This window comes from Streptomyces sp. NPDC002580 (assembly GCF_042889485.1).
Taxonomy (GTDB): Bacteria; Actinomycetota; Actinomycetes; order Streptomycetales; family Streptomycetaceae; genus Streptomyces.
In genome coordinates this window covers 640,396-662,516 of sequence record NZ_JBIAQZ010000001.1, presented here as the reverse complement: position 1 = coordinate 662,516, position 22,121 = coordinate 640,396, and the positions used below count along the sequence as shown (strand labels likewise).

Annotated in this window: 18 protein-coding genes, 3 tRNA genes and 3 pseudogenes; 13 read left to right on the top strand and 11 right to left on the bottom strand. The window is 70.6% G+C overall.

Annotated features, from left to right (window positions below; all coding sequences use genetic code 11):
* Window positions 1–246 precede the first annotated feature (246 nt).
* The 3 genes from ACFYW7_RS02820 to ACFYW7_RS02810 all read left to right on the top strand — a co-directional run bounded on the left by ACFYW7_RS02820 (window position 247) and on the right by ACFYW7_RS02810 (window position 2,729).
* A complete protein-coding gene (locus ACFYW7_RS02820; RefSeq protein WP_389497197.1) occupies window positions 247–1,119 on the top strand; it encodes a LamG domain-containing protein in 873 nt (290 codons plus the stop codon).
* A 519-nt stretch (window positions 1,120–1,638) separates the two neighbouring features.
* Window positions 1,639–2,064, top strand: coding sequence for an STAS domain-containing protein (locus tag ACFYW7_RS02815; RefSeq protein WP_389497196.1), 426 nt, complete (start codon window positions 1,639–1,641; stop codon window positions 2,062–2,064).
* Between the two features lie 80 nt (window positions 2,065–2,144).
* Window positions 2,145–2,729 (top strand): hypothetical protein, encoded by a 585-nt coding sequence (locus tag ACFYW7_RS02810; RefSeq protein WP_389497195.1) that lies wholly within the window; start codon window positions 2,145–2,147, stop codon window positions 2,727–2,729.
* 86 nt (window positions 2,730–2,815) lie between these two features.
* Here ACFYW7_RS02810 and ACFYW7_RS02805 read toward each other — a convergent pair.
* From ACFYW7_RS02805 to ACFYW7_RS02785, 5 genes and pseudogenes are all read right to left on the bottom strand, one after another.
* Window positions 2,816–4,053 (bottom strand): annotated as a pseudogene (locus tag ACFYW7_RS02805) (PP2C family protein-serine/threonine phosphatase).
* Window positions 4,054–4,318: 265 nt separating this feature from the next.
* Window positions 4,319–4,522: pseudogene (locus ACFYW7_RS02800) on the bottom strand (hemolysin III family protein); the annotation flags it as partial.
* 757 nt (window positions 4,523–5,279) lie between these two features.
* On the bottom strand, window positions 5,280–5,636 hold the full coding sequence (locus ACFYW7_RS02795) for a PRC-barrel domain-containing protein (RefSeq protein WP_389498534.1): 357 nt from the start codon (window positions 5,634–5,636) through the stop codon (window positions 5,280–5,282).
* Entirely contained in the window at window positions 5,633–6,037 is a 405-nt protein-coding gene (locus ACFYW7_RS02790) for an ANTAR domain-containing protein (protein WP_389497194.1), read from the bottom strand. Before ACFYW7_RS02790 ends, ACFYW7_RS02795 begins: the two co-directional genes overlap by 4 nt.
* An 84-nt stretch (window positions 6,038–6,121) precedes the next feature.
* A complete protein-coding gene (locus tag ACFYW7_RS02785) occupies window positions 6,122–6,400 on the bottom strand; it encodes a hypothetical protein (RefSeq protein WP_389497193.1) in 279 nt (92 codons plus the stop codon).
* Window positions 6,401–6,780: 380 nt separating this feature from the next.
* Here ACFYW7_RS02785 and ACFYW7_RS02780 point away from each other — a divergent pair, with 380 nt between their 5' ends.
* The 5 genes and pseudogenes from ACFYW7_RS02780 (at window position 6,781) to ACFYW7_RS02760 (ending at window position 11,447) form a co-directional block, all read left to right on the top strand.
* A complete protein-coding gene (locus tag ACFYW7_RS02780; protein ID WP_389497192.1) occupies window positions 6,781–6,996 on the top strand; it encodes a hypothetical protein in 216 nt (71 codons plus the stop codon).
* Window positions 6,997–7,463: 467 nt separating this feature from the next.
* A complete protein-coding gene (locus ACFYW7_RS02775) occupies window positions 7,464–8,282 on the top strand; it encodes a GAF and ANTAR domain-containing protein (RefSeq protein WP_389497191.1) in 819 nt (272 codons plus the stop codon).
* Window positions 8,283–8,313: 31 nt separating this feature from the next.
* Window positions 8,314–9,039 (top strand): ANTAR domain-containing protein, encoded by a 726-nt coding sequence (locus ACFYW7_RS02770; RefSeq protein WP_389497190.1) that lies wholly within the window; start codon window positions 8,314–8,316, stop codon window positions 9,037–9,039.
* A gap of 115 nt (window positions 9,040–9,154) precedes the next feature.
* Window positions 9,155–11,129, top strand: a pseudogene (locus tag ACFYW7_RS02765) (phosphoketolase).
* A 54-nt stretch (window positions 11,130–11,183) separates the two neighbouring features.
* Window positions 11,184–11,447: a hypothetical protein gene (locus tag ACFYW7_RS02760; protein ID WP_389497189.1), complete on the top strand. Its 264-nt coding sequence runs from the start codon at window positions 11,184–11,186 to the stop codon at window positions 11,445–11,447.
* A gap of 573 nt (window positions 11,448–12,020) precedes the next feature.
* Here the strand turns inward: ACFYW7_RS02760 and ACFYW7_RS02755 are convergent.
* Both ACFYW7_RS02755 and ACFYW7_RS02750 read right to left on the bottom strand, forming a co-directional pair.
* The gene (locus ACFYW7_RS02755; protein ID WP_389497188.1) at window positions 12,021–12,632 is read right to left on the bottom strand and encodes a DUF5994 family protein; all 612 of its coding nucleotides are present in this window, start codon (window positions 12,630–12,632) and stop codon (window positions 12,021–12,023) included.
* Window positions 12,633–12,798: 166 nt separating this feature from the next.
* The gene (locus ACFYW7_RS02750; RefSeq protein ID WP_389497187.1) at window positions 12,799–13,350 is read right to left on the bottom strand and encodes a hypothetical protein; all 552 of its coding nucleotides are present in this window, start codon (window positions 13,348–13,350) and stop codon (window positions 12,799–12,801) included.
* A gap of 83 nt (window positions 13,351–13,433) precedes the next feature.
* Here ACFYW7_RS02750 and ACFYW7_RS02745 point away from each other — a divergent pair, with 83 nt between their 5' ends.
* Entirely contained in the window at window positions 13,434–14,012 is a 579-nt protein-coding gene (locus ACFYW7_RS02745; RefSeq protein ID WP_389497186.1) for a DUF5994 family protein, read from the top strand.
* A 370-nt stretch (window positions 14,013–14,382) separates the two neighbouring features.
* Here ACFYW7_RS02745 and ACFYW7_RS02740 read toward each other — a convergent pair.
* The 3 genes from ACFYW7_RS02740 to ACFYW7_RS02730 form a co-directional block, all read right to left on the bottom strand.
* Window positions 14,383–14,456, bottom strand: a tRNA-Ile gene (locus ACFYW7_RS02740).
* A gap of 166 nt (window positions 14,457–14,622) precedes the next feature.
* Window positions 14,623–14,695, bottom strand: a tRNA-Asn gene (locus ACFYW7_RS02735).
* A gap of 5 nt (window positions 14,696–14,700) precedes the next feature.
* Window positions 14,701–14,773, bottom strand: a tRNA-Asn gene (locus tag ACFYW7_RS02730).
* Between the two features lie 144 nt (window positions 14,774–14,917).
* Here ACFYW7_RS02730 and ACFYW7_RS02725 point away from each other — a divergent pair.
* The 4 genes from ACFYW7_RS02725 to ACFYW7_RS02710 all read left to right on the top strand — a co-directional run bounded on the left by ACFYW7_RS02725 (window position 14,918) and on the right by ACFYW7_RS02710 (window position 20,574).
* Window positions 14,918–15,223 carry a YtxH domain-containing protein gene (locus ACFYW7_RS02725; protein ID WP_389497185.1) on the top strand — a complete coding sequence of 102 codons (306 nt, stop codon included), beginning with the start codon at window positions 14,918–14,920 and terminating at the stop codon, window positions 15,221–15,223.
* A gap of 74 nt (window positions 15,224–15,297) precedes the next feature.
* Window positions 15,298–16,752 (top strand): FGGY family carbohydrate kinase, encoded by a 1,455-nt coding sequence (locus ACFYW7_RS02720; RefSeq protein ID WP_389497184.1) that lies wholly within the window; start codon window positions 15,298–15,300, stop codon window positions 16,750–16,752.
* Between the two features lie 160 nt (window positions 16,753–16,912).
* On the top strand, window positions 16,913–18,646 hold the full coding sequence (locus ACFYW7_RS02715; RefSeq protein ID WP_389497183.1) for an ABC transporter ATP-binding protein: 1,734 nt from the start codon (window positions 16,913–16,915) through the stop codon (window positions 18,644–18,646).
* Window positions 18,646–20,574 carry an ABC transporter ATP-binding protein gene (locus tag ACFYW7_RS02710; RefSeq protein ID WP_389497182.1) on the top strand — a complete coding sequence of 643 codons (1,929 nt, stop codon included), beginning with the start codon at window positions 18,646–18,648 and terminating at the stop codon, window positions 20,572–20,574. Before ACFYW7_RS02715 ends, ACFYW7_RS02710 begins: the two co-directional genes overlap by 1 nt.
* Before the next feature lie 159 nt (window positions 20,575–20,733).
* Here the strand turns inward: ACFYW7_RS02710 and ACFYW7_RS02705 are convergent, their stop codons facing one another.
* On the bottom strand, window positions 20,734–21,879 hold the full coding sequence (locus tag ACFYW7_RS02705; protein WP_389497181.1) for an RNA polymerase sigma factor: 1,146 nt from the start codon (window positions 21,877–21,879) through the stop codon (window positions 20,734–20,736).
* Window positions 21,880–22,121 lie beyond the last annotated feature (242 nt).

Below are 22,121 nucleotides of genomic sequence, written 5' to 3'. Positions count from 1 at the left end.
GACGAAGGCTGCGGAGTGGCTGCTCCGTGAGCGAGGCGTCATGCGGGTGAAAGAACCGGGGCGCCGGACAAGGCGAGTGGTAACCACCCTCGCGAGGCGCCGTGTCCGCGGTCCGGGCCGGCCATGATCGCGGAACAAGCGGGCATCCCTTATGACTTGTGGCATCGCGGCAGCACCTCACTGCCGATTCCCCGTGCCGGGCGCATCGTTGCGGCACTCCCTCACCGAGCGCTGGGCGTCCGAGCCGTGACCCGAAGACGACGCACGGCCTGTCTTCTGGCCGTGGCCATCGCCGGTGGCGCGGTGACACAGACGGCCTGCGGCGGCCCGCCCCCGTCCGGCAACCGGCCCACGTCCTACGACGCGGAGGTCCGGGCCGACTCCCCGGCCGTCTACCTGCCGCTCGGCGCCGGGGCCACGAAGCAGCGGCCGGCGGGCACCCTCAAGGCCACCTACCACCACGCGCCCGGCGTCACCTCCCTGCCCAACGGTGACCGTGCCTCGCTGTTCGACGGAACCTCGCAGTACGTGGAGGTCCCGGACGACGACCGGCTCTCCGTCACCACGACCGGCGAACTGACCGTGGAAGCGTGGGTACGGCCCGACACGCTGACCTTCGCCAAGACCGTGGGCACCGGCTACGTCAACTGGCTCGGCAAGGCCTCCGGCACGGAAGCCCGGTCCGAGTGGCTGGCCCGCGTCTATTCGCGGGACAACACCGAACTCCGCGCCAACCGCATCAGCGGATACGCCTTCAACCCCGACGGGGGTCTCGGCGCCGGATCGTACTTCGAGGACCGGATCAAGCCGGGCGAGTGGATCCACTACGCGATGGTGATCAATACCCGCGAGAAGAGCGACGCCTACCCCACCGGGTACGTCAAGATCTACAAGGACGGGGTGCTCCGCGACCAGGACGCCCTCGACGACTACGGCATCACCCCCGGGAACACCGACTCCCCGATGCGGATCGGCACCACCGGCACCAAGTCGTACTTCGACGGTGGGATCGGCAAGGTGGCCGTCTACGACTCCGAGGTGCCCGCGTCCCGTCTCGCCGCCCACCACCGGGCCATGGGCACGGGCCCCGGGCGATCCGTCACCGCGACCAACACCTGACCGGAGCGGTTCCGAGGGGGATCCGGCCTCCTCCACTCCCCGGGTCCGGGCCGTGCGGCCTGCGGAGTCGGATTGTTCGGCTCCGTCATGCGAAGCCGCCTCCTTGCGTGGTGCGCGGTCCGTCACTCCGGATCTCGGTGGTCACCGTGTTTCGCGCTGCCTGCCCAAGAACCGCGCAGGGCACGGATGTACTCGCGCGGCATCATGTCCGGGCGTCGCCCGGGTACGAGGAACGGACGGCTTCCGGCCGCCCGCCGGACCGGGTCGAGGACTATGCTGCTGTACGGACGTCCCGGACCCTGGCGGCTTGTCGTTGCTCGACACAGATGGCTGCAGGGAGCGGACTCTTCGTCTGTGGCCCGGCGCATCCCTGGAGGGAACTGGGCGGGTCCGGTGTGCTGCCGGACCGGCCGTTGCTCCGCCTCCGCCGAACGTACGCCCTGCCGGCGGCGCGCCATGGGGGCCGGATCCCCGGCGTCACCGAGTCCGCTGCCGGATGGTCCACCGAACCGAGGCACCATGCCCCGACCGCAGCTAGCCCTCTACCGCCGTGACCGAGGGAAGCGGGTGCTGATCACCCTGACCGGTGAGATCGACCTGGAATCGGCCCCGCTGGTACGCACGGCACTGGCGCGATGTCTGAGCGACGGTATCCGCACCATCGACGTCGACCTCACCCCTGTCACCTTCTGCGACTGCACCGGCCTCAACGTCTTCCTCCACGCCGCGCAGCGGACCACCGAGGCCGGCGGGACCCTGCGACTGCACCACCCACCACCCGTACTGGGCCTGATCCTCGACCTCACCGGCTCCGGGTTCCTGCTCCTCGACGTTCCGCTCGGGCATCTGTCACCTCCGCTCGGAGATGTCCCGGCCCCGACCGCCCAGACCCCGCGGCACCGGGCTGTTCCGCTCGCCTCTGCGCTCTCGGGTGATGCGCGGTGACGGCCCGGGCGGGGCGGGGGCAGCCACGGAAGCCCCGTGGCAGCGAATCGCCCGCTATGGAAGCGGTCCGCTTACGTCGGGTGAACCGCGGGCTGGCACAGGGCTTGAGCGGGAAGCTGACGGATCTGTACGTGGACTCCCACGAGACATCGTCGCGTCCTGACGCGTACTGCCGTCCCAGCCGCCGGAACTTTCTGAACCGTCTCACCGCCGACATCCGGCGGCCGGGCTTCGCCATGGTGATCGCGGAGACGGACTGCCTGGTGGGATGTGCTTTCGGATTCCCGGTACACAGCGACGGCTTCTGGTGGATCGGGCTCGACGGGGCCCTACTGCGCGGCGTCGAGCAACTCGCGGCGGATGGCGGCATCTTCGCGATCACCGACGTCCTGGTCCCCCCGCACCCGCAGGACGCGCACGTGGCCCGCCGGTTGCAGAGGCGGCTGCTGGCCGACCACCGGACGTCACTCGGCGCCACCCTGGTGGACCGGGCCGATCACCCCACCCTCACCACGCTCCGTTCCTGGGGGTGGCTGGACGTGGGAGAGTTCTGGAAGCCGGCCGGCGCCACGCTGCTCCGGGTGCTGGTCCTTCCCGTCGGTGAACCAACCGCTCTGAGGCCGGAGGGACTTGCGCACGATGCCTGGACGCGGTGGCCCGGGTGAGACTCGACAGCCGGTCGGCCCGCGTCCACCTGCTCGATTCGCAGCACGGCGACCGCGTCGCCGCCTTCTCCCCCGCCCGCCCGGAGTCATCGCCCGGGAGCGGCCCGTCCCGCCCCTGACGGTCGTGAGGCGTCGGTGAGGTCGGCGCCGGTGGCGGCGTCCCGCTGGAAGTGACCGGTGCCGCGCCAGTCCAGGCACATGACGGTCGCGTCGTCTTCCAGGTGACCATGGCCGGCGTCGACGATCGCCCCGATGAGGGCGCGCGCGGCTTCGCGGGGATGCAGTGCGCGGCTGCGGACGATCAGGTCCGGCAGGTCCAGGTTCTTGGCGTTGCGCTCCAGCATGCCGTCCGTCAGCATCACCAGCCGGTCCCCCGGCCGCAGGTCCAGCGACTGCACCCGGTAGGTGTGCGGAGCGTAGAAGCCGAACGGCATATCGACCTCCGGAGTGATCTCCCGCACCTGGCCGTCCCGCATCCGCAGCGGCCAGGGGTGACCTGCGTTGACGAACTCGGTACCGCCGTCGAGCAGACTGATCCGCAGCAGCTGACCGGTGACATAACCCGCACGGCCGTGTCCCGCACAGCCCGGTCGGCTTCGTGGGCCTGCTCCTCAAGGCTCGCACCGGCCCGCCGTGCGCGGCGCAGGGCCCCCACCACGAGGGTGGCCAGGAGCGCGGCGTCGACGTCGTGCCCCATGGCGTCGGTGACGGAGAGCTGGACGGTGTCCCGGTCGATCACGTAGTCGAAGGTGTCGCCCCCGACGTGGTCGGCGGGTTCCAGCGCGCCGGCGACCGCGAACTGCGCCGCCTCGCACGCCAGCGACGCCGGAAGCAGCCGGTGCTGGATCTCCGCGGCCAGGCTCAGCGGGGTGGTGCGCCGGCCCCACTGGTAGACGTCGGTGAAGGACCGGTTCGCGATGACGATGTACGCCAGCGCGTGCGCGGCCTCGCCGATCTCCCGCATCGCCTCCCCGTCCGGCGCCACGGGCAGGAACAGTTCGAGGAGACCGAGGGCGTCCCCGCGGTTGGTCACCGGGGCGACGATCCGCACCAGCGCGCCCTCGCCCTTGTCCTCCACTCTCGGCCGCTGGGTGCGGATCACGTCGTCGTACAGAGTGCCCCGCAGCGTGATCCGCCGGGCGGGCTCATCGGTGTCGACGCTGCCCGCCACCCCCAGCCGTACGACGGAGCTGCCGGTGAAGTCGGTGATGAGGAACGACACCGACACGGCCCCGAGATGTTCCTTGAGCATGCGCGCGACCACGTCGAGCGACTCCACGGGCGCCGCGGCCTCCGCCGCCTCCAGCGTCCCCGCCAAGGTCATCGCACTGCCGTGGCGGCTGTCGCCATCGGAATGACGGGGGGCCCGCCCGCCGCCCGGCCCTCTTGCGGTCACAGCGGCTCCTTCACTGCTCGATGACGCTCAGGACTCCGCCCCGGATGCGCGAAAGACCTGTGCCAAGCCCAGCACCGGACAGGTCACCTTGCACCCCGGGACCCGGAAGCCGCCCCGCCCACCAGCCTCTCCCGGACCATGTGCGGCCGGGCCCGTCCGCCGCGTCCTGCGCTTCGGCGTCCCCCGAACGCAGTCACGCGGCTGCCAGGACGATGGCCGTGTAGTGCGCGGTGAAGGCGGCGACGGTCAGGGCGTGGAAGACCTCGTGGAAGCCGAACCAGGCCGGTGAAGGATCGGGACGCTTGAGGGCGTAGACGACCGCGCCCGCGCTGTAGAGCAGCCCGCCGGCCACGATCAGGGCGAGTACGGCCGCTCCGCCGGTGTGCAGGAAGTCGGGCGTGGTGCCGGGGGCGGGCTGGAAGTGTCGTCCGTGTGCCGACGGCTGGGTGTCTTCGGCGATCATGCGCTCATGTTGCTACAACCGCGCCAACCGGCCGACGGTGACGACTCGGCCGGAGGCGTCCAACGGCACGGCTGCAGGACGGCGGGATGCGGTGGGTGCAAGCCGACGTCACCTGTGGGCCATGTCCTCGGCGCCGGATGGATCACGTAAGCCATAGGAGAGCGCGGTTGATGCGACGCCCGGGAAAGGTACGAGCCGCGCCACCCGCAGTAACATGGATGGCGGGTTGGCTCACTCTCACGTGCAGCCGCCCGGAAGGGCGACTCCGGCGTGTTTGCGCCGGAGTCGTTGTCACAGCCGAACTGGCGGTTCCGGCCGGGCCGCGACCTTCCAAGGGGCGCGGCTCGCATCGACGGGCGTCTTTCTCAAGAGGGACAGCGCATGATCCGGGCAGCCGAGATCCGCGAGTGGCGCACCTCCTGACACCGGGCGAGCAGTGACGGAGCGGGTCCGTGCGCCCGGTGTGCCTCGACCGTCGGCTGCGGCAGCCGATCAGTATCCGGGTGCTCGGCACGGTATTTCACGCACCGGCCTCCACGCCTGTTTCCGGCCTGCGGTTCGCAGGATCCCGACGGCCGACGCCGTATCCTCCGTCGAAGTGACAGCCGTCAACAGCCGCTGCTCTTCACCGGGCATGGTCACCTGGTGCACAGTGCGTACCTCGCAACGCGGTCGTCTTCTCCAGGAGCGTTCAGCGGCGCGCCAGTTGCCGTTCGCCGGCCGCACCGGGCCGGTAGGCGAGTCCGTAGTGCCTGAAGATCGCTTCCTCCTGCTCGGCGGGCAGCACGTCGTCGGTGCCGATCGAAGGGGCCTCCCTCACGAGTGCCTTGGTATAGCCGACCCTGAGATAGTCCGGCCCTGCGATCGCGTCCGCCAAGGGGACGAAGACCAGCCGGTGCCGCGTGGGCAGCCCGGTGCGAACCGTGGCCATGGCGGGCTCATCCGTGGTGGTGTCCACATACACCGCCTCCAGGACACCGATCTTGTGCGAACCCGTATCCACGACGTCGCGGTCACGCCACTCCCGGACATCGGCTGCGTGAATCAGGACCTGCCCCTTACTGACGGCTCGTCCGCCCGTGGTGAGCCGCACCCTCGGCCTTCCGCGTAGAGCCGCCGCAGCGCACGCCGCAGCTCCCCCTTCATCAACCGCGAGAGCGGCTCGCCCTCCCAGGCGGCGACCAGAGCCGCGGCCACGTCCGGAAGTTCGGTGTTGCTGTGCCGCGAGATCTCCACCAGCAGGTTCCTGGCCGGCCCACGGCGGCAGGACGCCAGGATCATCACCATGCCGCAGGCCTGGTCGACGACCGCACGCGCGCCCAGCGCCCACCGCAGCCGATCGATCTCGGCGCGCAGCGCCACGACATCCTGGCCCGCCGGGTCCTTCTCCACCGAGGCCTCGGTCTTCAGCCTCTGCCGGTCCTTCGGGAACATGGCTGTGCGATACACGGCATCCGCCTCTCCACGATGTTCGCGCGCCCGGTGCGGCCGAGAGCCACCCGGAAACCTCCTGATGCCGAGCCGGTTGACCGGTCACCCGCGGCGTTCGTGGTCCCGACGGTCCTCACGCCTCCAGCGCGCCCGGTTCTGACGGCTGTAGCGGCGGTCCCAGCGGTCCTGGCGGTCCCGGCGCTGCTCGTAGTCCCGGTAGCCCTTGAGATCGGAACCATCGCCCCGGATCCAGCCTCCCCCGCGATCACGGCCGTAGCGGGTGGCGACGAAGAGCAACACGGCTGCGGCCACCCACCAGAGGGGGTTGAGGAAGCCGAGGCCGAACAGGACGACGATCAGGACGAGAAGCAGAACGAACACGGCGGGCCTTCCCGGAGCGGAACAAACCATCACTGCCGGGGGCCAGGGCCTGTACGCACAGCGTAGCCCTCTCAAGAGGCCGCGGATAGCGCCGCATGTCCGCGGCGTCCGACGGAAGCGGATGGCCACTTGACGTCTGTCCGGGGAGTGCGGCGAGGGCTAACGTGCGTGGTACGGCCCGAGCCCCCGGCAGCGTCGATCACCTCTCGCGCTCCTTCGGGGGCGCACCTAACGCATCAGTGCCGGACTCCGTCCCGTCACCGACGGGCCGCTCCCGCACCCGCCGTCGCCCCTGGACCCCGGCGCAGCATCGATGCGCCCCAGACGGGCACCCTCGCGCTGTCCGCCGCGTCGCACGCATACCACCGCAGGCGGTACACATGTACGCGCTGATCATTCCGGCTTCGACCCCCTTCGTCCTGCTCGCCGTCGTGATGGGCCTGTCCTGGTGGGAGGACCGCATCCTGCCGGCGCCACCGGCCGCCAAGCCGGTCGACACTCCCGCCGAGGCTCCGTTCGCCCCGGCGGCCCCCGCCCAGCTCGCGGAACTCCCGCTTGTCGAGACTGCGTTGACAAGGGAGGGAGCCGGGTGTTGACCGGCGGCACGGCGTAGGCCATGCCACTCCGGATCACCAGGGCGGCGCATTCCGCTCACCGCCGCGTAAACATCGTGATGCCTCTCTCCGGACCGACCAGGAGACCGACCTCGGGACTATGCTGCGTACGGACGTCCCAGACCCCGGCGGGCCACCACTGCTTCGCCCACATGCCTGGGAGCGGATCACCCGTCCGCCCGCCCCGCGCATCCCGAGGTGACCGGCTGGGTCCCCCGCTCCGGAACATCGGCTGCTGGACCGGTCACTCACCTGCCTGCACGACCGTACGACCGTACCGCGCACCCGGTACGGTCTCGTGAACCGAGGCACCCTGACCATGGGTATCCCACCGATCCTGAACGTCTGCCGGCACGACACGGACAACCGGGCGCCGGTTCTCCCCTTGGGGGGCGAACGGCGTTGAGGCCGGAGGGAGTCGATCACCGCGCCTGGACCCGGTGGTCGCCATGATCCCCGGCAGCCGGTCGGCGCGGATCCAAGCTCTCGTGGCCGAGCAGGCGGCTCTGCGCGGCACCCGAGTCGGCGTCCTCGACGTGTGTACGGCGGCGGTGGCCGCACTGCCGGTCGGCGGGGCCGGGATGTCCGCGATGTCCCGTGACCGGGCGAGTCATCCGCTGTGCAGCACCGACTCCGTCAGCCGGCATCTGGAAGAACTCCAGCTCACCCTGGGCGAGGGACCGTGCGTGGACGCCTACGCCCTCGGCTCGACGGTCCTCTGCCCCGACCTGTTGGCCGGTGGACTCCAGCGGCATTGGACGGTGTTCGCCGACGCGGCGCTGGAAGCCGGTGCCAGAGCGGTCTTCGCCTTCCCCCTGCGGATCGGGGCCGTCAGCCCCGGCGTACTCGACCTGTACTCGTCCAGCTCGGTCGAGCTGGACGCGGAGGAGGTGGCCGATGCGATGGCCTTCGCCGACGCCGCCACGCTGATTCTGCTCGACGCCCGGATCAGTGAGACGGGTGTCCCGTTCGACACCCACACGCCCGACACCGACGCGGCCGACACCGACCGGCCGGACGCCGCGCCCTTCGACGACCTGGGCGGATACCGCGCCGAGATCGACCAGGCCACCGGCATCCTCATGGTCCAGCTCGACGTCGGCTTCGAGGAAGCCTTCATCCGGCTGCGCGCCCACGCGTACGCCCGAGGGACACGGATCTCGGTGGTCGCCGCCGACGTGGTCGCCCACCGGCTCCGCCTCCCCCCGGACACGGCTCCGTCCGACATCCGACCGCCGGATACACGACCCCCCGACGAGGAGTCCTGATGCTCACGCGCCATACGCAGAGGTGGGCACGATGAAGGAACAGTTGATGGCCCGGACGTTCGTGGAGCTCGCCGACAGTCTCGTCGCCGACTTCGACCTCATGGACTTCCTGCGCCTGCTCACCGACCGCTGCGTCGACCTGCTCGACGCGAGCGCGGCGGGCGTCCTGCTCGCCGACCGTGACGGCGTACTGCGCGTCATGGCCGCCTCCGACGAACGGGTGCGCCTCCTGGAACTCTTCCAGCTCCAGAACCACGAAGGCCCCTGTCTGGACTGCTTCCACACCGGAATCGCGGTCTCCGTCCACGACCTGCGCGACGAGGCGGCCCGCTGGCCCCTGTTCACCGCCCAGGCTCAGCGCAGCGGCTTCACCGCCGTCCAGGCCCTGCCCATGCGCCTGCGCGACGAGGTCGTCGGCGCCCTCAACCTCTTCCACACGACCCCGGCGCCCATCAGCCCCGCCGCCGCACCCTTCGCCCAGGCCCTCGCCGACGTCGCCACCATCAGCCTGCTGCAACAACGCACCACCGAGCGCAACACGCTCCTCAACGAGCAGTTGCAGACAGCCCTCAGCAGCCGTGTCCTGATCGAACAGGCCAAGGGAAAGCTCGCCGAACGCCGCCGCACCGACATGGAACAGGCCTTCACCGCCCTGAGGGCCTACGCCCGCTCCCACAACCGCCGCCTCTCGGACGTCGCCCGCGCCTTCATCGACGAATCCGAATTCCTCCCCGGCCTCAGCTCCCGAAGTTCCTGAGCAGCCCTCTTCAAGAAGGGTTCGTCATGCCACTCGGCCCCCTCGCGAGACCTCCCGCGACACGCTCGGCACTCCCACCGGCCTCGACCGCCTCGACCGCCTCGACGAAAAGGAACTGAGCACGCTGGACGCCCACTGGCGGGCGGCGAACTATCTGGCCGTCGGACAGATCTACCTCCTGTCCAACCCGCTGCTGACCAAGCCTCTGACTCTTGAGCACGTCAAGCCGCGGCTGCTGGGGCACTGAGGCACCTCACCGGGACTGAACCTGGTCCACACACATCTCAACAGGGTCGTGAAAGCGCGGGGCTTGGACGCGATCTGTGTCTGGGGACCCGGTCACGGCGGACCCGCCGTGGTGGCGAACTCCTGGCTGGAGGGCAGCTACACCGAGACGTACCCGGACATCACGCGTGACGCCGCCGGCATGGCCCGCCTCTTCCGGCAGTTCTCCTTCCCGGGCGGCATCCCCAGTCATGTCGCGCCCGAGACCCCCGGATCGATCCACGAGGGTGGCGAGCTGGGCTACTCCCTCTCGCACGCGACGGGGCCGCGTGCGACAACCCGGGGCTCCTGGTGGCGTGCGTGATCGGCGACGGCGAGGCCGAGACGGGGCCGCTGGCCGCCTCCTGGCACTCGAACAAGTTCCTCGACCCGGTACGGGACGGTGCCGTCCTGCCGATCCTGCACCTCAACGGCTACAAGATCGCCAACCCGACGGTCCTGGCCCGGATACCGGAGCCCGAACTCGACTCCCTGCTCCGGGGATACGGCCACGAGCCCCTCCACGTCACCGGGAGCGACCCCCGCGCCGTCCACCGGACGATGGCCCGCGCCATGGACGAGGCCCTGGACCGCATCGCCGCCCTCCAGCACGCCGCCCGCACCGAGGGCACCGGTTCCGCCGTCACGGAACGCCCACGGTGGCCGGTGATCGTGCTGCGTACGCCCAAGGGCTGGACCGGACCGGCCGAGGTCGACGGCCTCCCCGTGGAGGGCACCTGGCGGGCGCACCAGGTGCCGCTGCCGGCCGTACGCGAAAACCCGGACCACCTGCGGCAGTTGGAACGACGGCTGCGCTCCTGCCGGCCGGAGGAGCTCTTCGACGAGCATGGACGCCCCCGGGCACAGGTCCTGGCCTGCGTCCCCGACGGCACGCACCGCCTGGGCGCCAACCCGCACGCCAACGGCGGTCTGCTGCTGCACGACCTGCCCCTCCCGCCCCTGAACGGTTCGCCGTCCCGGTCGACAAGCCCGGCGCGACAGCGCATGAGCCGACCCGTGTCCTCGGCGACCTGCTGGCACGGGTGATGGCCGACACGGCCGAGCGGCGGGACTTCCGCCTGGTCGGCCCGGACGAGACGGCCTCCAACCGCCTCCAGGCCGTCTACGAGGCGAGCGGCAAGGCGTGGGAGGCCCAGGTACTGCCGACGGACGAACACCTGGAACGCGGCGGCCGGGTGATGGAGATCCTGTCCGAACACACCTGCCAGGGCTGGCTGGAGGGCTATCTCCTCACCGGGCGGCATGGCCTGTCCTCCTGCTACGAGACCTGCGTCCACATCGTCGACTCCATGGCGAACCAGCACATCAAGTGGCTGCGCGTCGCCCGCCGGCTCCCCTGGCGCCGCCCGATCGCCTCCCTCGACTACCTGCTCACCTCGCACGTCTGGCGCCAGGACAACAACGGCTTCTCGCACCAGGACCCCGGTTTCGTCGACCACGTACTCGACAAGTCGCCGGAGGTCGTGCGGGTCTACTACCCCCCGGACACCAACACCCTGCTGTCCGTGGCGGATCACGTGCTGAGCAGCCGCGACTACGTCGACGTCGTCGTCGCGGGCAAGCAGCCCTGCGTGCGCGGCTACAAGGAGGAGGGCACCACCACGACCCCGTTCGACATGGTCGTACGCAACGACCTCGACCGGTACCGGCTGGTCATGGACGTCATCGACCGGGTTCCCGGTCTCGCGGTCCGCGCGGCTGAGCTGCGGCAGCGGATGGTCGATGTCCGCTACCGCCATCACGACTGGATCCGCGCCCACGGGGCGGACCTGCCCGAGCTCGCCGAATGGACCTGGAGCCGGTGACCATCCGGGTGGCCGAGCTTCGGCTCCGTCTTCGACTTCCTCACCTTCGCGGTCATGGACGAGATCTTCCGTACGGGCGCCGAACTGTCCCGCTCCGGCTGGTTCGCGGAGTCCCTCGCCACGCAGGCGCTGTTCGTCTTCGCGGTCCGCACCCCTCGGGTGCCGTTCTGCCGCAGGGGTCTCCGGCTGCGGCCGGGGTGGTCACAGCACTTCCACGGTCCTCATCTCGCCGTCGGCGGAGCGGAGACGACCGGGATCCGCGGGCGTGCTGTCGGCTCGCGGACCGCAGGGTCCCCTTCGGAGTGCCAGGCCGCCTGAACGGCCCGGTCGGTCTCCGAGACCGTGCACAGGCTCGCCGCCTCCACCATCAGCCGGCCCGCGTGCGAGGTGCGCAGGCAGTCGCTCCCGGCGGCCATCAGCCAAAGAGCCGAGGCGGGAGTCGGCTGTACCTGCCCACGTACGGGCGCCGCGCCCGGGACAGCCGGCCGGTACGGGTGGTCCGCCGGGTCGCCGGTGCCCCGACCCCACAGCGGGTCGAGCACGGCCGTCGGCGAGGAGTCAAGGGAAGCGGAAGGCGTCCGGCAGGACGAGGAGGAGGCGCTTTCGGGGATCGGCGTGGGGGAAACGGTCGCATTCATGACACGAACCCGGCTCCGGACCGAACGCAACCGGCCCGAGATGATCAAATCGCCGAAAGCGACACGGACATGGGAGCCGGTGCGCGAAATACCCTCGGTAGCACCGAGCGTACTCCGCCGAAGGTCTGGTCGGGCTGCGCCGCTCGGTGCCGGACCGAAGGCACAGACTGCCCTCGACCGGTCAGGTGACGACGCCCCCGGGCCCACAGCACCCCTGGGTGCCACGGGCCCACGGCCGGTCCGGCAGACACCGTCAGCGGACAGCGGTCCCCGACCCCAGGCTGTCCTTCACGGCGGTGTCCATGCTGTCCATGAGCCACCCGGCCTCCGCCGCCGTGGCCGCGGGCGGTACGACCAGCAGGTCCCATCGGCCGCGGCCGGACGCCAGCAGACAGACGGTGGACGGGGCCCGCCGACTGGTCGTCCGGTTCAGACGTACTACCTGGTCGGCGACGAGCAGCCGTCCGGGGAACGGGGCCCATACGGCCTCGTCCACCAGGACGCTGCTGACGTGCCCCCAGACGGGCGGCAGTCCGCCCAGCAACTGGGGCAGTTCGGACGTCAGATCGGTCGAGCGGGGCCACCAGGCGCCGTCGATGTACCGGGGCATGTGCCTCTGTGCCGGTTGGGCCGACAGACGCAGGCGGACGGCGGACGACGAGAGCTGGGGCGGGAGCGGGAGCGAGGGAGCGTGTGTCATGAGAACTCCTGAAGGGCCGTGCCGGGCGCTGGTGGGGTCGGTGTGGTGGAGGTTGTGCCAGCTCTCGCCGAACGAGAGCAGGGCCAGAGGCCACAAGTTGGTGGCGCGGTCGTGGAGACGGGTGCGGAACGGACGCTCGCCGATCACGTGGCAGAAGGAGTTCACGCTCCAGGTGACGTGGTGGAGCAGGGCGATGCGGACAAGTCCCGCCCACAGCAGGGCGGTCAGAGTGGATGGCGACCCAGCCGATCACGTCGCCCAGGAAGCTCATCGACCCGCGCCGTCGCGAGCGCGATGCGCAGTGGTCGCACGGCCCGGTAGCCGCCGTGGGTCAGGCCCCGGTGGAGCCGACTGTGACGCCGAGGCCCGTGACCGCGCAGAGCACCGCGGCGAGCAGGACGTCGACAGGATGGATCAGGCGCCCCCACGACAACCAGCCGGCCAGACCGAGTGCCAGGAACGGCAGGAAGACGATCGACACCGTGATCGTCAGGGACAGCCGCTCGTTGCCGGTGCGCTCGCACGTCGTTCCGCCGCTCGGGAAAGGTGCCCTCCCGTCGTACTCCAGGTGCGGCGGGGCACTTTCCGGCTGAGCGGCGGACGGAGAGACATGGGCGGTCCTTGACCTCGGTGACGACAGTGCGGCCGGGGTCTTGGGCTGCGCCTCTTCGACGGCGGGTGGGTGGGTGCGATCGGCGGGCGGTCCGCGGAAGTCGAACCAGGAGCGGAGCGGACCCGCGGCGTGCGGGGCGACCGCCGTGAGGTGCGGTCGTGTCCCCGCTCCCGAGGGGCCCACGACGTTGTCAGCGTACTCCTGCCGGTGCGACGGCCACGGCAGGAGAACCGGCAGGAGTACGGTGAAGGCACCGAGGGCATTTCGCACACCGGCTTCCACGCCGGGTCGTTCCCGGCGAGAAGTGAAACCCGGGGCGCAACTCAGGGGCGACCCGGAGACGGGTCCTCATCATGACCGCAACCTTCGAAGCAACCCTGCCACGGCTCGCACCCGTCGCGGCCCCTCCCGCCCGTCTCGCGCTGAAGGCCGACGCCCCCTCCCGTGGACTCCTGGACGGCGCGTGGTGGCCGCGCTCCCGCGACCTGCTGCGCGAACTGCCCGCGCTGACCGACGTGCTGGACCCCCTGTGGGGCCGCATCACCCATGCCGCCGTCAACCCCGAGCGCTGGCCGGTCATACCGCACAAGGTGCCCGTCGGCGGTCATGTCGTGAAGGTCGGCTGGTTCGATCCGGAGATCGACCCGAACAAGCTTCTGCTGTTGTCCTACGGCACCGGCCGCTGGGACCTGCTGGTGATCCCGCCCGAGACCGACCCGGAGGCGGCCGCACGTCTGATGGCGGCGGCATCCGAATACGGCGGCCCGCCACTGACCGCTAGCGCGCTCATCACCGCCGACCGGGCCCTGCACGACGTCTCCGCGCCCAACCAGGTGCGGTACGCGGAGACGGCGTGGGAGTCGGAGGGCGGCGCCTCGCAGCCCTCCGCGGCAGTCCCGAAGCAGGCCAGCCGACTGATCATCGGCATATGAGGAACGCGGCGCCGGAACAGATGCCTCCGGCCTCGGCCGGTCCGCGGCGGACCGGCCGGGAGGCTGACCCCCGGAGCCCTGCGAAACGCTCACGAGACGGAGCCCTGGGCGCGCTGCGGGCCGCCTCCGGGGACGGTCCCCTCCGTGCACTGCACACCGCTTCAGGGAGGGGTGGGGCCGGTGCCGGTACGCTCCAACGGAGGAGCGGTCAGGCCGTCCGAGTGATGGCGGACTCGGCCGGGGCTCCGGGCCTCCGGCGGGCCCTGACGATCATCAGGCCGTGACCGGGAGAGGCACCCAGGGGCCCTCAACTCGCCTGACCAGTCAGGGAAGTTACTGGCCACATCGATTCTGCGCGCATAGCGCGTAGTGGGGCGGGTGGGACTCGAACCCACGGCCGACGGATTATGAGTCCGCTGCTCTAACCGGCTGAGCTACCGCCCCGTTACGGCGCGCCGCGCACATTTGTGCGCGCCGTCTGCCGCAGCATAGCCGCTCATACGATCTCCTGCTCCGGATGGTCGGCATCGCCCGACGATCAGGACTTCGGCATGCCCGGGGCGGTTCCCGCGGACATGAAAGAGGGCCCCGGAGGGGCCCTCTTTCGTTGCTCTCCCGACTGGACTCGAACCAGTAACCTGCCGGTTAACAGCCGGCTGCTCTGCCAATTGAGCTACAGGAGATCGAGCTCCCCCGACTGGACTTGAACCAGTAACCTGCCGATTAACAGTCGGCTGCTCTGCCAATTGAGCTACAGGGGATCGATCTTTGCATCGAACGCACCCACCTGGGTATTCGCCAGGGGGCGTGCGCTTGCTGCGACACATACATTAGCGCAAGCAGGGGGGTGCTCCGCCAATCGGTTCCCTCCGCACCGATGCCGACGCAAGGGAAGGGTGGCCGTCATGCGCTACCGGCTCACGTTCGTCGCCGGACTGGCCCTGGGCTACGTGCTCGGCACGCGGGCCGGGCGCGAGCGCTACGAACAGCTGAAGAAGTCCGCCCGCCAGGTCTCGCGGAACCCCGCGGTGCGCAACACCGCGGAGACCGCCGCCCAGCAGGGCCGCGAGATCGCCGGCAAGGCGCTGCACACCGTGAGCGAGAAGATGGGCGACCGCGTGCCCGACTCGGTCACCGACCGGGTGCGTTCCCTGCGGAACCGGAGCGCCAACGGCGCCCGGGAGGACGACTGGGGCACCAGTAACACCTAGGGACGCCTGGCCGCGTCGGGTCCTCTGTGCCCGCCCGGCGCCGCCGGCCCTCGCCGTACGGCAGAATTTCCGCCATGGGGATAGTCGCCGGGCTGGACAGTTCGCCCGATTTCACTCGAATCGTTGTCTGCGACTCGGACACGGGTGCCGTACTGAGGCAGGGTTATGCGCCACATCCGGTCGACAGCGCCGAGGGTGGCGGCCGTCCTTCCGACGTGGACCCGCAGGCCTGGCTGCTGTCCCTGGGCGAGGCCGCCGGCGGCGGGCTGCTCGAAGGCGTCCAGGCCATCGGCGTGTCCGCGCAGCAGAACGGGCTCGTCCCGCTGGACGCGCAGGGCAACACCGTGCGCCCGGCGATGGTCGGCGGTGACAAGCGGGCCCAGGTGGCGGCGGCCGATCTGATCGACGCGCTCGGCGGGCGCGAGGCGTGGGCGCAGGCGGTGGGCAGCGTCCCGCAGGCCTCCCAGCCGGTCACCAAGCTGCGCTGGCTGAACAGGACCGAACCCGAGGCCGCGCGGCGCACCGGCATGCTGCTGCAGGCCCACGACTGGCTGGTGTGGCAGCTCCTGGGGCGGCCCGTGCGCAGGACCACGGACCGGGGCGGCGCCTCGGGGACCGGGTACTGGTCGGCGGCGACCGGCGCGTACCGGCCCGATCTCATCGAACTGGCGCTCGGCCACCAGGTCGGGCTGCCCGACGTGCTCGGCCCGTCCGACTCCGCGGGAACCACTCCCGAGGGGCTGCTGATATCCGCCGGGACCGGCGAGACCATGGCGGCGGCCTTCGGGCTCGGCATCGGGCTCGGCGACGCCGTGGTGTCGCTGGGCGCCTCCGGTTCCGTGATGGCCGTCCACCCCGAGGCGCTGGTGGACTCCACCGGCATGATCACCTCCCTGGCGGACGCGACCGGCATGCACCTCCCGGTCGTCACCACGCTCAACGCCGTACGGGCCCTGCGCGGGGCGGCCGAGCTCCTCGGCGTGTCCGACCTGGAGGGACTGTCCGACCTGGCGATGAAGTCGACGCCGGGCTCCCACGGGCTGGTGCTGCTGCCGTACCTGGAGGGCGAGCGCACCCCCAACCTGCCGCACACGGCGGGGACGCTGGCCGGTCTGCGCCGGGAGTCGATGCGGCCCGAGCACCTGGCGCGGGCCGCCTTCGAGGGCATGCTGTGCGGGCTCGCCGACGCGCTGGACGTGCTGCGCGGACGGGGTGTCGACGTGCGCCGGATCTTCCTCCTCGGTCAGGCCGCCGAGCTGCCCGCCGTGCAGGCCGTGGCGCCGGCGCTGTTCGGCGCGCAGGTCGTCGTACCGCAGCCCGCGGACTACGCGGCGCTCGGCGCGGCCCGTCAGGCCGCCTGGGCCCTCGGCGTGTCACAGGGCACCCTGAACCAGCGGACCCCGCCCACCTGGCAGGGTCCGGTCGCCCAGGTGCTGGAGCCCGGGGACGAACTCGCCGTGGGGCAGGCCGTACGACAGCAGTACGTGTCCGTACGGGAACAGGCGCATCCCGGGGCTTTCCGGGCGTGACGCGTCACCGGCCTACGTCTCCGGACGGAGACCGGCTCCGTTTTTGGACCGCCCTTGGGTTAATCGGTTGAGGTAACAGGGGTGGAGTGTTCGACGATAGGGGGTGGTGCAGCATCCATCGCCCGCCGAACACCCCGCCTCCACGATCCGAGAGACCCGCGTGCTCATACGACTCCTGCGGACCCACCTCAGTCCGTACAAGAAACCCATCGCCCTGCTGGTACTGCTGCAGTTCCTGCAGACCTGCGCCACGCTCTACCTGCCCACGCTCAACGCGCACATCATCGACAACGGTGTCGTGAAGGGGGACACGGGCTACATCCTGTCCTTCGGCGCCCTGATGATCGGCATCTCGCTCGCGCAGGTCGTCTGCAACATCGGGGCCGTCTACTACGGCGCCCGTACCGCCTCCGCGGTCGGCAGGGACGTCCGGGCGGCCGTCTTCGACCGTGTCCAGTCCTTCTCGGCACGTGAGGTGGGCCACTTCGGCGCGCCGTCGCTGATCACCCGCACCACCAATGACGTCCAGCAGGTCCAGATGCTCACGCTGATGACGTTCACCCTGCTGGTGTCGGCGCCGATCATGTGTGTGGGCGGCATCGTGCTGGCCCTCGGCCTGGACGTGCCGCTGTCCGCGGTGCTCGTCGCCGTGGTGCCGACCCTGGGCATCTGCGTGGCGCTCATCGTGCGCAGGCTGCGTCCGCTCTTCCGCACCATGCAGGTGCGCCTGGACACCGTGAACCGGGTGCTGCGCGAGCAGATCACCGGCAACCGCGTGATCCGCGCGTTCGTGCGGGACGGCTACGAGAAGGAGCGCTTCAAGGGCGCCAACACCGACCTCACCGAGACGTCGCTGGCCACCGGCCGGATGCTGGCCCTGATGTTCCCGATCGTCATGACCGTGGTGAACGTGTCGTCCATCGCGGTCGTCTGGTTCGGCGCCCACCGCATCGACAGCGGCGGCATGCAGATCGGTGATCTGACGGCGTTCCTCGCCTACCTGATGCAGATCGTGATGTCCGTGATGATGGCCACCTTCATGTTCATGATGGTGCCGCGCGCGGAGGTCTGCGCCGAACGCATCCAGGAGGTCCTGGACACGGAGAGCAGTGTGGTCCCGCCCCTCGCGCCCGTCCTGGAGCTGCGCCGCCACGGCCACCTGGAGATCCTCGGGGCAGGTTTCCGCTACCCGGGCGCCGAGGAGCCGGTCCTGAGGTCCGTCGACCTGGTGGCACGCCCCGGTGAGGTGACCGCCGTCATCGGCTCGACGGGCAGCGGGAAGTCGACGCTGCTCGGCATGATCCCCCGCCTGTTCGACGCGACCGACGGCCAGGTGCTCGTCGACGGCGTGGACGTGGCGACGATCGATCCGAAGCTGCTGGCCAGGACGGTCGGGCTGGTCCCGCAGAAGCCGTACCTGTTCGCGGGGACCGTCGCCACGAACCTGCGGTACGGCAACCCCGAGGCCACCGACGAGGAACTGTGGCACGCGCTGGAGGTGGCGCAGGCCAAGGGCTTCGTGGAGCAGCTGGAGAACGGTCTCGACTCGCCGATCGCGCAGGGCGGGACGAACGTGTCCGGCGGCCAGCGCCAGCGTCTGGCCATCGCCCGTACGCTCGTGCAGCGCCCCGAGATCTACCTGTTCGACGACTCCTTCTCGGCCCTCGACTACGCGACGGACGCGGCGCTGCGCGCGGCGCTGTCCGCGGAGACCGCCGAGGCGACCGTGGTGATCGTCGCCCAGCGGGTGTCGACCATCCGGGAGGCCGACCGGATCGTGGTCCTGGACGAGGGCCGCGTCGTCGGCACCGGACGACACCACGAACTGATGGCCGACAACGAGACCTACCGGGAGATCGTGCTCTCCCAGCTGACGGAAGCGGAGGCCGCCTGATGGCCGGGCCGATGGGGCGGATGATGGCCGGGGGCGGCCCTGATCAGCGCTCGATGGATTTCAAGGGGTCGAGCCGACGGCTCCTCGCCCAGTTCAAACCCGAGCGCGGCACGCTGTACGTGATGCTGGTCGCCGTCGTCCTGAGCGTGGGGCTCTCGGTGGTCGGGCCGAAGATCCTCGGCCGGGCCACCGACCTGATCTTCGCGGGGATCGTCGGACGCCAGATGCCCGCCGGGACCACCAAGGCGGAGTCCCTGGAGTCGCTGCGCGCGCACGGCCAGGGTGCCGTCGCCGACATGCTGGGGAGCACCGACTTCACCCCCGGCCAGGGCATCGACTTCACGGCCGTCGGGCACGTCCTGCTGTTCGCGCTCGGTACGTTCCTGCTGGCCGGCCTGCTGATGGCGGTCGCGACGCGCCTGGTGAACCGGGCCGTCAACAAGACCGTCTACCGCATGCGCGAGGACCTGCAGGCGAAGCTGTCCCGGCTGCCCCTGTCGTACTTCGACAAGCGGCAGCGCGGTGAGGTCCTCAGCCGTGCCACGAACGACATGGACAACATCCAGCAGACCCTCCAGCAGTCGATGGGGCAGCTCGTCAACTCACTGCTGACCATCGTGGGTGTGCTGGTGATGATGTTCTGGGTGTCGCCGCTCCTCGCGCTCGTCGCGCTGGTCACGGTGCCGCTGTCGTTCGTCGTCGCCACCCGGATCGGCAAGCGCTCGCAGCCGCACTTCGTGCAGCAGTGGCGCACCACCGGCAAGCTCAACGCCCACATCGAGGAGATGTACACCGGGCACACCCTGGTGAAGGTGTTCGGGCGGGCGGACGAGTCGGCGGCGCAGTTCGCCGAGGAGAACGACCGGCTGTACGAAGCCGGGTTCAAGGCCCAGTTCAACAGCGGCGTCATGCAGCCGCTGATGATGTTCGTGTCGAACCTGAACTACGTGCTGGTGGCGGTCGTCGGCGGTCTGCGGGTGGCCTCCGGCTCCCTGTCGATCGGTGACGTGCAGGCCTTCATCCAGTACTCCCGCCAGTTCTCGATGCCGTTGACGCAGGTCGCGTCGATGGCGAACCTGGTGCAGTCGGGTGTCGCCTCGGCGGAGCGGGTCTTCGAGATCCTCGACTCCGACGAGCAGGAGGCCGACCCCAAGGTGTCGGCCCGACCCGAGGAGCTGCGCGGGCGTGTGGCGCTGGAGCACGTGTCCTTCCGCTACGACCCGCAGAAGCCGCTCATCGAGGACCTCTCGCTGAAGGTGGAGCCGGGCAACACGGTCGCCATCGTCGGCCCGACCGGCGCCGGCAAGACGACGCTGGTGAACCTGCTCATGCGGTTCTACGACGTCACCGGCGGCCGGATAACGCTCGACGGGGTCGACGTGGCGTCCATGTCCCGGGACGAGCTGAGGTCCGGAATCGGCATGGTGCTCCAGGACACCTGGCTGTTCGGGGGCACGATCGCCGACAACATCGCGTACGGGGCCTCGCGGGACGTCACCCGCGGGGAGATCGAGGAGGCGGCGCGCGCGGCGCACGCCGACCGGTTCATCCGCACGCTGCCCGAGGGCTACGACACGGTGATCGACGACGAGGGGACCGGGGTCAGCGCGGGCGAGAAGCAGCTCATCACGATCGCTCGGGCGTTCCTGTCCGATCCGGTGATCCTGGTGCTCGACGAGGCGACCAGCTCCGTGGACACCCGCACCGAGGTGCTGATCCAGAAGGCGATGGCGAAGCTGGCGCACGGCCGTACGTCGTTCGTGATCGCGCACCGGCTGTCGACGATCCGGGACGCGGACACCATCCTCGTCATGGAGGACGGGGCCATCGTGGAACAGGGCGCGCACGCGGAACTGCTGGCGTCCGGCGGGGCCTACGCCCGCCTGTACCGCGCCCAGTTCGCCGAGGCGGTCGCCGAGGTCGACTAGCCGTCCGCCTCCCTGGACCCCCGCTGAAGTGATGCGACCGCTCCGGCGGGAAACTCGGCCCCTCCGGCGTTCGAGGAGCGGGGGTCCGGGGGAGGCGCCCCCGATTACGGGACGGGAAGGGGCGGAGGGGGCGAGACAGGCCGCGCCCCGGCGGGCCCCTCAGTCGAGATAGCCCCGCAGCTGGTCGGCGAAGGCGTGGTCCCGCAGCTTGTTCAGGGTCTTCGACTCGATCTGCCGGATGCGCTCGCGCGTGACGCCGAAGATGCGGCCGATCTCCTCCAGGGTCCGCGGACGCCCGTCCGCCAGCCCGTACCGGAGCTGGACGACCTTGCGCTCCCGCTCGCCGAGCGTGGACAGCACCGCCTCCAGGTGCTGGCGCAGCAGCAGGAACGCCGCGGACTCCACCGGAGACGTCGCGTCGCCGTCCTCGATGAGGTCCCCGAGGGCCACGTCGTCCTCCTCCCCGACCGGGGCGTGGAGGGACACCGGCTCCTGGGCCAGCCGCAGGACCTCGCTCACCCGCTCGCCGGTCAGGTCGAGATGCGCGGCGACCTCCTCGGGGCTGGGCTCGTAGCCGCGCTCCTGGAGCATCCGGCGCTGTACGCGCACCACCCGGTTGATCAGCTCGACCACGTGGACCGGGACGCGGATGGTGCGTGCCTGGTCGGCGAGCGCGCGCGACATGGCCTGCCGGATCCACCAGGTGGCGTACGTCGAGAACTTGTAGCCGCGGGCGTAGTCGAACTTCTCGACGGCCCTGATCAGGCCGAGGTTGCCCTCCTGGACCAGGTCGAGCATGGTCAGACCGCGGCCCACGTACCGCTTGGCCACGGAGACGACGAGCCGCAGGTTCGCCTCGATGAGCCGGCGCTTGGCCATCCGGCCCATGACGACGATCTTGTCCAGGTCCAGGGCGAGCTGGCTGTCCAGGTCCGGGGCGAGGCGGAGCTTCTCCTCGGCGAAGAGCCCGGCCTCGACGCGGCGGGCGAGTTCCACCTCGTCGGCCGCCGTGAGGAGCGGGATCCGGCCGATCTCCCGCAGGTACTGGCGGAACAGGTCGGACGAGGGGCCACCGGTGTCCCCGGCGCGGGTCCGGGGCGGCTCGACGGGTTCGGGGGCCTCGGCCTCGGTCTCCACCTCCGCTTCCACCTCCGCCCCGGGGGCTTCGGCGGCCTCGGGCGGGCCCTCCGGGCCGGCCTCGGGATGGTGCGCGGCACGGCGCTGCGGGGGGACCGCCGCGACGACGTCGGGCTCCGCGTCCGTGTCGATGGTGTTGTCGGTCTGTGCGAGGGTCTGGGTCTGCACGGGGGCGACCTCCAGGAATGTCGCTGCTGAGGCATGCGGCAGCGGTACGTCGGAGATGGGGGGCGACGTCCTCGCCGCTGTCCATCCCGTAGTCGTTTTGCGGAACCGCGGGGATCGGGGACCCATGGCGTGCGGGTCGGCCGCGCTCCGAGGACTCAGGCACCGGAACCCAGTGTGGAGTACGACACATCGCCGCCACGAGGGGCGTGCGGTGACTTTTTGCGTCCGTTCCGTGACCGCGC

Excerpts from the sequence above, each read along its gene's own strand:
- ACFYW7_RS02720 (WP_389497184.1), top strand. The coding sequence starts at position 15,298 with ATGGGGATAGTCGCCGGGCTGGACAGTTCGCCCGATTTCACTCGAATC.
- ACFYW7_RS02760 (WP_389497189.1), top strand. The coding sequence starts at position 11,184 with ATGGACGAGATCTTCCGTACGGGCGCCGAACTGTCCCGCTCCGGCTGG.
- ACFYW7_RS02815 (WP_389497196.1), top strand. The coding sequence starts at position 1,639 with ATGCCCCGACCGCAGCTAGCCCTCTACCGCCGTGACCGAGGGAAGCGG.
- ACFYW7_RS02710 (WP_389497182.1), top strand. The coding sequence starts at position 18,646 with ATGGCCGGGCCGATGGGGCGGATGATGGCCGGGGGCGGCCCTGATCAG.
- ACFYW7_RS02770 (WP_389497190.1), top strand. The coding sequence starts at position 8,314 with ATGAAGGAACAGTTGATGGCCCGGACGTTCGTGGAGCTCGCCGACAGT.
- ACFYW7_RS02725 (WP_389497185.1), top strand. The coding sequence starts at position 14,918 with ATGCGCTACCGGCTCACGTTCGTCGCCGGACTGGCCCTGGGCTACGTG.
- ACFYW7_RS02775 (WP_389497191.1), top strand. The coding sequence starts at position 7,464 with ATGATCCCCGGCAGCCGGTCGGCGCGGATCCAAGCTCTCGTGGCCGAG.
- ACFYW7_RS02780 (WP_389497192.1), top strand. The coding sequence starts at position 6,781 with ATGTACGCGCTGATCATTCCGGCTTCGACCCCCTTCGTCCTGCTCGCC.
- ACFYW7_RS02745 (WP_389497186.1), top strand. The coding sequence starts at position 13,434 with ATGACCGCAACCTTCGAAGCAACCCTGCCACGGCTCGCACCCGTCGCG.